This is a genomic window from Streptomyces sp. NPDC038213 (assembly GCF_055600495.1).
The window spans coordinates 1-6,688 of the sequence record NZ_JBVJYM010000062.1; the positions used below are offsets into that span (position 1 = coordinate 1).

Annotated in this window: 5 protein-coding genes; 3 read left to right on the forward strand and 2 right to left on the reverse strand. The window is 73.3% G+C overall.

The genetic code is table 11. The features are described 5' to 3' along the window. Nucleotides 1–590: 590 nt before the first annotated feature. The gene (locus tag ACZ7JZ_RS35740; protein WP_470947273.1) at nucleotides 591–1,037 is read left to right on the forward strand and encodes a PTS sugar transporter subunit IIA; all 447 of its coding nucleotides are present in this window, start codon (nucleotides 591–593) and stop codon (nucleotides 1,035–1,037) included. 77 nt (nucleotides 1,038–1,114) lie between these two features. Further along, a complete protein-coding gene (gene ptsP / locus ACZ7JZ_RS35745) occupies nucleotides 1,115–2,785 on the forward strand; it encodes a phosphoenolpyruvate--protein phosphotransferase (protein ID WP_470947276.1) in 1,671 nt (556 codons plus the stop codon). Between the two features lie 160 nt (nucleotides 2,786–2,945). On the opposite strand, the gene ACZ7JZ_RS35750 is transcribed toward ptsP, so the two are convergent. Further along, on the reverse strand, nucleotides 2,946–3,950 hold the full coding sequence (locus tag ACZ7JZ_RS35750; RefSeq protein WP_470947279.1) for a hypothetical protein: 1,005 nt from the start codon (nucleotides 3,948–3,950) through the stop codon (nucleotides 2,946–2,948). Further along, a complete protein-coding gene (locus ACZ7JZ_RS35755; RefSeq protein ID WP_470947281.1) occupies nucleotides 3,940–5,232 on the reverse strand; it encodes an MFS transporter in 1,293 nt (430 codons plus the stop codon). The genes ACZ7JZ_RS35750 and ACZ7JZ_RS35755 overlap by 11 nt, the downstream gene beginning before the upstream one ends. A gap of 45 nt (nucleotides 5,233–5,277) precedes the next feature. Here ACZ7JZ_RS35755 and ACZ7JZ_RS35760 point away from each other — a divergent pair, with 45 nt between their 5' ends. Further along, the gene (locus ACZ7JZ_RS35760; RefSeq protein WP_470947284.1) at nucleotides 5,278–6,597 is read left to right on the forward strand and encodes an aminotransferase class I/II-fold pyridoxal phosphate-dependent enzyme; all 1,320 of its coding nucleotides are present in this window, start codon (nucleotides 5,278–5,280) and stop codon (nucleotides 6,595–6,597) included. Nucleotides 6,598–6,688 lie beyond the last annotated feature (91 nt).

A 6,688-nucleotide genomic window follows, 5' to 3' on the forward strand; every position in this document is an offset into this window, starting at 1 on the left:
ACCTCGACCATCCGAAGATGGACGGGGTATCAACTTCTGGCGTTGATTTTTGGCACGCTGTTGAGTTCTCAAGGTGCGGACGCTTCCTTTGTACTAACCCTCTCGGGCTTTCCTCCGGGCGCTTCCTTCGTTCCTGCGTTTCCGACTCTATCAGATCTTTCCGGACCCGATTTCCTCGGCGCTTTCCAGTCCAAACCGCTTTCGCGCTTTTTCCTTCCGGCATTTCCGACTCTATCAGCGTTTTTCCGTCTCCCTGACCACATGATTCTGCAGGCATGCAGAATGCGGCCAGGTTTTAGGTCCAGCTAATAAGTGGGATGCCCGCCGACCTTGGTTCATGTGTTGTTCACATGTGCGGTCAGGCAGGAGTTAAGACAGTACAGGCAGCCGGGGGGCGCGGGCAAATCGACACGGGCGTGGGTCGCGGGCGTATGGTCTAGTGGTCTAGTCCACTAGTCCCGAGGGTCCGTTCCTGCGGAACAGATCAGGGAGAACCCGGACTTGTCATGACATACGCTTCTCACGAGTACGCCGCCCAGGACAGGTACGGGCGGCGACACGTAGAAGCCCCACCCCCTGGGAGGCCATCCATGACCACCGTGACGTCCCCTCTTGCCGGGCGTGCCATCGGACTCGCGGCAGTGCCCGATCCGGTGTTCTCCGGAGCGATGGTGGGTCCGGGCACCGCCATCGACCCCGTACGCGAGCCCTCGGAGGCGGTGGCCCCCGTAGACGGTGTGGTCGTCTCCCTCCACCCGCACGCGTATGTAGTAGTCGACCAGGCGGGGCACGGTGTGCTCACCCACCTCGGGATCGACACCGTTCAGCTCAACGGCGAGGGCTTCGAGCTGCTCGTCAACAAGGGCGACACGGTGAGCCGCGGGCAGGCGATGATCCGCTGGAACCCGGCGGCCGTCGAAGCGGCCGGCAAGTCCCCCATTTGCCCGATCGTGGCGCTCGAGGCCACCGCGGACGCGCTCACCGACCTCGTCGAGGGCGATGTGAAGGCCGGGGACGCGCTCTTCAACTGGGCCTGACGGCTCTGCGCCGCCGAGGCGGCGGGACGGACATCCATCGCGGCGTCGCAACCGCCGCACAATCGGAGACGGGTGAAATGGAGACAACGCTGCGAGGCGTCGGCGTGAGCCACGGTGTGGCGATCGGCGAGGTTCGGCACATGGGTACGGCGGTCCTCGAGCCGCCGGCCAAGCAGATCGCCGCGGAGGAGGCGGAGCGCGAACAGGGGCGCGCCCGTCAGGCCGTGGACGCGGTGGCGGCCGACCTGATCGCGCGTGGCCAGCTGGCCGGTGGCGAGGCCCAGCACGTGCTGGAGGCCCAGGCCATGATCGCTCAGGACCCTGAGCTCATGGCCGACGTCGACCGCCGGATCGCCGTCGGCAGCACCGCCGAGCGCGGTGTGTACGACGCGTTCGCCAGCTACCGCGAGCTGCTCGCCGGGGCCGGCGAGTACATGGCCGGGCGCGTGGCCGACCTGGACGACGTGCGCAACCGCATCGTGGCGCGGCTGCTGGGCGTGCCGATGCCGGGCGTGCCGGACAGCGACGAGCCGTACGTGCTGATCGCCCGTGACCTGGCTCCCGCGGACACCGCGCTGCTCGACCCGGCGCTCGTGCTCGGCTTCGTGACCGAGGAGGGCGGGCCGACCAGCCACAGCGCCATCCTGGCGCGGGCCCTGGGCGTGCCCGCGGTGGTCGCGCTGCCGGGGGCCGGCGAGCTGGCCGAGGGCACGGTCGTGGCCGTGGACGGCAGCACCGGCGAGATCTTCGTCGACCCGACGGCGGAGAAGCGGGCCGAGCTGGAGGCCGCGGCCGCAGCGCGCAAGGCGGCGCTGGCCGCCTCCTCGGGCCCGGGTGCCACCTCGGACGGGCACAAGGTGCCGCTGCTGGCGAACGTGGGCGGTCCGGCCGACGTGCCGGCGGCGGTCGAGGCGGGCGCCGAGGGCGTGGGCCTGTTCCGCACCGAGTTCCTCTTCCTGGACGACAGCCGCAAGGCCCCGTCCGAGGAGAAGCAGTACGAGGCCTACCGCAAGGTGCTCGAGGCCTTCCCCGAGGGCCGGGTCGTGGTGCGCGTGCTGGACGCGGGCGCCGACAAGCCGCTGGAGTTCCTGACTCCGGCGGACGAGCCGAACCCGGCGCTCGGCGTGCGCGGCCTGCGGTCGCTGCTGGACCACCCCGAGGTGCTGCGGACCCAGCTGACCGCGCTGGCGAAGGCGGCCGAGGGGCTGCCCGTCTACCTCGAGGTCATGGCTCCGATGGTCGCCGACCGGACCGACGCCCGGGCCTTCGCGGACGCGTGCCGCGAGGCGGGGCTGCAGGCGAAGTTCGGCGCGATGGTGGAGATCCCCTCCGCCGCGCTGCGGGCGCGCTCGATCCTGCAGGAGGTGGAGTTCCTCTCGCTGGGTACGAACGACCTGGCGCAGTACGCCTTTGCGGCCGACCGGCAGGTGGGTGCCGTCTCCCGGCTCCAGGACCCGTGGCAGCCCGCGCTGCTCGACCTGATCGCCATGTCGGCCGAGGCCGCCAGGGCCGAGGGCAAGAGCTGCGGCGTGTGCGGCGAGGCCGCCTCGGACCCGCTGCTGGCCTGTGTGCTGACGGGTCTGGGCGTGACCAGCCTGTCGATGGGTGCGGCCTCCATTCCCTACGTGCGCGCGACGCTGGCCAAGTACACGCTCGCCCAGTGCGAGCGGGCCGCGGCTGCGGCGCGGGCTGCGGACACGGCCGAGGAGGCCCGGATCGCCGCGCAGGCGGTGCTGTCCGGCGAGTGACCTGACGCGCTTCAGGCCCTGAGGGGGCCCTTCGCCCGAGTGGCGAGGGGCCCCCTTTCCGTACTCCCGGCAGGGCTTGGGGCCCGGTGGAGGGGTCGTCGGTCACCGGTTGGTCCCGAGTTCGCGGGCCGGTTCCGGGCGCGGGGAACGGTTCGCGGGCTCAGTGGTGGGGGTGCGGTTCGTCCACCGGGTACCCGGGGCAGTACTCGACGCCGGGCTCCGGGGGGAGCAGGTCGCCGGTGTCGGCGTCGGTGCAGTAGGCGTTGAACACCTCCGCCGCCGAGATGGGGAGCACTTCGCCCCCGGCGAGCCGCCAGCCGTGGAGCCGGTCCGGGCGGTCCGGGGCCGTGCTGCGCAGGACCACTCCCCCGGGCCGGCGCAGGGCGAGGCCCGCGGCGAGGACGGTGACGAAGTCGAGGCGGGTGCGCTCGTCCGAGTCCGTGTGGTGCGCGGCGGTGAGCTGGTCGCCTTCCGTGGGGACGCTGCACACCAGGTGGTGGGCGCCCGGGCCGGCTCCGGAGAGCAGGCGGTCCAGGACGCGGCGGGCCCGGTCGAGGGTGCTGTGGCCGATGTCGGCCCCGCAGTCGGCGCAGGGGCCGAGGCCGGCGAGCAGGAGGGTGGCGTACTCCCACGTGGCCTGGCGGACGGATTCGTCGACGAGGCGGGCGAGGAGCTCGGTCATGGGCTGGCCCTCGTACGGGACCGCCGGGCCGGTGCGGGCGAGCTCGGCGGTGAAGCACGTGCGCGCCCGCGCGCTGCCGGGGTCGAGGCCGGTCTCGGCGCAGTAGCGGGTGAACTCCTCGGGGTCGAGGAGGGTGACCGTGGTGTGCCGGCCGCGGGCTGCGAGGGATTTCAGGAGTCCGTCGGCGGTGCGGAGGTAGCGGGCGTGCCCCTCGGGGCGGCGGGGGAAGGGGAAGCCGGGGTGCGCGGCCATGGCGGCGAAGTCCTCGGGGTCGGCGAGGAGGCCGAGGGTGACGGGGGCTTCGCGGTGGAGGGCGCGGCGGAGACTGCGGCCGCGGGCCCTGCGGGCGGTGCGGGCAGTGCGGGTCCCCGCCCGCTCGGGGCTGCCGGTCCCTGTGGTGGCTGCGGTCGTGTGGTGGCGGGTCGGGTGCGCCATGGTGTCCCCCCGGACGGTGTGGTGAGCGGAGCGCTTCTCAGTGCTCACTCACCGTAACCTTCGGCTCTGACAGCGGGGTGCTGCGCAGGCCGGAGCGGACGAGGCGGTCCTGGGCGAGGCAGGTGGCGGCGAGGGCGAGGCCGAGGGCCGCCCAGGCCGGGGGGCCCGCTGCGACGGCGGCCGTGGCGAGGAGGGGGCCGGCGCTGCGCTGGGCGGCGGCGGAGAGTCCGTGCACTCCGAGGTAGGCGCCCTGGGCCTCGTCGGGGGCGAGGGCGAGGGAGAGCTCCCAGGAGGCGACGGCGTGCAGCATCTCGGCGAAGGTGAGGGCCGCGGCGGCCAGGACGAGGGCGGTGGTGGCGGCCCAGGGGCCGCCGAAGGCGGAGGCGCCGAGGGCGAGGCAGCCGAGCAGGTGGGCGAGGCCGAGGGGGCGGAGCAGGCGGCGGGCGGCGTCGGTGGTGGTGCCGAGGCGGGCGAGGGGGACCTGGAGGCAGACGACGAGGACGTTGTTGAGGACGATCAGGAGGGGTGCCAGGCCGTGGGGGGCCTCGGTGGCGTGGACGATCCACAGCGGGATGCCGATCTTGAAGATGGCGTCGTCGAGGAAGAGTGCGGTCTCGGTGAGGGTGTAGAGGAGGTAGGTGCGGTCGCGCCACGGGCTGGGGGTCCGGGCGGGGTGCGCTGCGGCGGCGGGTTCGCCTTCGGCGGGGGCGGGGTGCAGGACGCGGGTGGGCGAGGGGGGTTCGCCGCAGCGGAGGGTGAGGAGGGCCATGGCGAGGTAGGAGAGGGCCTCGCCGAGGAGGAGGGAGCGGTAGGCGGCGACGGTGCCGACGGCGAGGGCGGCGGCCGCGGTGAGTCCGCCGATGCCGTAGCCGATGTTCATGGCGGTGCGGCTGAGGGCCTGGTAGCGGACGCGGTCGGGTCCGCTGACGCGGGCGGCGTAGAGCTTGGTGAGGACGTTCGCGGCGCGGTCGGCGAGGCTGCCGGCGGCGCAGTAGGCGAGGAGGAGCCCGAACTCGCGGGTGGTGAGGAGGGCGAGGGCGGCGAGGCAGCGGATCAGCTGGAGGCCGAGGAGGAGGCGGGTGAGGGGGAAGCGGTCGGCGAGGCGGCCGCCGAGCGGGGCGCCGGCGATGCCGACGGCTCCGGCGACGCCGATGAGGAGTCCGACCCTGCCGATGCCGAGGTGGGCGACGGTGACGAAGTAGAGGGCGGCGGTGCCGGCCCACATGCCGGTGCCGATCTTGTCCACGAAGGAGATCACGAGCATCCGGCGGCCGTCGCGGCCTCCTGGTACGCGTGCGTGCAGTGCGGCTCTGCGGTCTCGGATGCTCACGTGTCCCCCTGGACGAGAGTTATGTATTGATACATACTTCAGTACGTGACAGAACAATATTCCTTCAGTGGGTCGACCGCCAGGGAGATTGCGGGCTCCGTCGAGCGGGCCGTCGCCGAGGGCGCCCTGGCACCGGGCGCCGCGCTGCCCCCGGTGCGGCGGCTGGCGGACGGGCTCGGGGTCAGTCCCGGGACGGTGGCGACCGCGTACAAGGAGCTGCGGACCCGCGGGATCGTGGTCACGCGGGGGCGGGGCGGGACCGTGGTCGCCCATGCGCCGGCCGTGGGGTCGCGGCGGCCGCCGCGGGTGCCGGAGGGGCTGCGGGACCTGGCGGGCGGGCATCCGGATCCGGCGCTGCTGCCCGTACTGGCGCCTCCGTCGGAGGTGCTGCCCGTACAGGGTTCGCACCGGGGCAGTCCGCGGCTGCCGCGGCTGGAGGAGCTGGTGCGGGAGTGGTTCGCGCGCGACGGGGTGCCGGAGGGGTCGGTGAGCTTCGCGCACGGGGCGCTGGACTGCATCGCGCGGCTGCTGTCGGTGGAGTTGCGGCCCGGGGACGCCGTGGCCGTGGAGGATCCGGGCTTCCACCACCTGCTGGACCTGGTGCCCGCGCTGGGGCTGCGGATGCTGCCGGTGGCCGTGGACGACGAGGGGGTCCGGCCGGAGGAGCTGGCGCGGGCGCTGAAGGCGGGGGCGCGGGCGCTGGTGCTCAGCCCGCGGGCGCAGTGTCCGACCGGGGGGCGGCTGACGCCGGGGCGGCGGGCGGACCTGCTGGCGGTCCTGGCGGGGTTCCCGGAGGTGCTGGTGATCGAGGACGACCACAACTCGGAGGTCTCCGGGGTGCCCCTGGAGTCCCTGGCGACGGGCGGGCTGCCGCGGTGGGCGCACGTGCGCACGGTGTCGAAGCAGTTCGGGATCGACCTGCGGTTCGCGGCGCTGGCCTGCGACGCCACCACCCTGGCGCGGCACGACGGGCGGCTGCTGCTGACCTCGGGATGGGTCAGCCACATCCTTCAGGAGACGGTGGCGCGGGTGCTGGTGGACCCGGGGGCGCGGCTGCTGGTCGCGGGGGCGCAGTCGGTGTACGCGCAGCGGCGCGGGGCGCTGGTCGAGGCGCTGGCCGGGTACGGGCTCCCGGCGCACGGGTTGAGCGGGCTGAGCGTGTGGGTGCCCGTGCGGGACGAGTCGGCGGTGGTGAACGGGCTGCGGACGCAGGGGTGGTGGGTGGCGGCGGGGCAGCGGTTCCGGATCGGGACGGGCCCCGCCATACGGATCACCACGGCCTCGCTGGCGGAGCCGGACGCGCGGCGGCTGGCCTCGGACTTCGCCGCGGTGCTGGGCGAGTCCGAGGCCACGTACGGGGGTTAGGCCCAATGTTGGTGACTTAAGTTCTGTCCTGCCGAGTGATGGTGACGGTGTCAGGTGCGGGTGGTGTCCCGTTGCGATGCTCGGCTCGTTT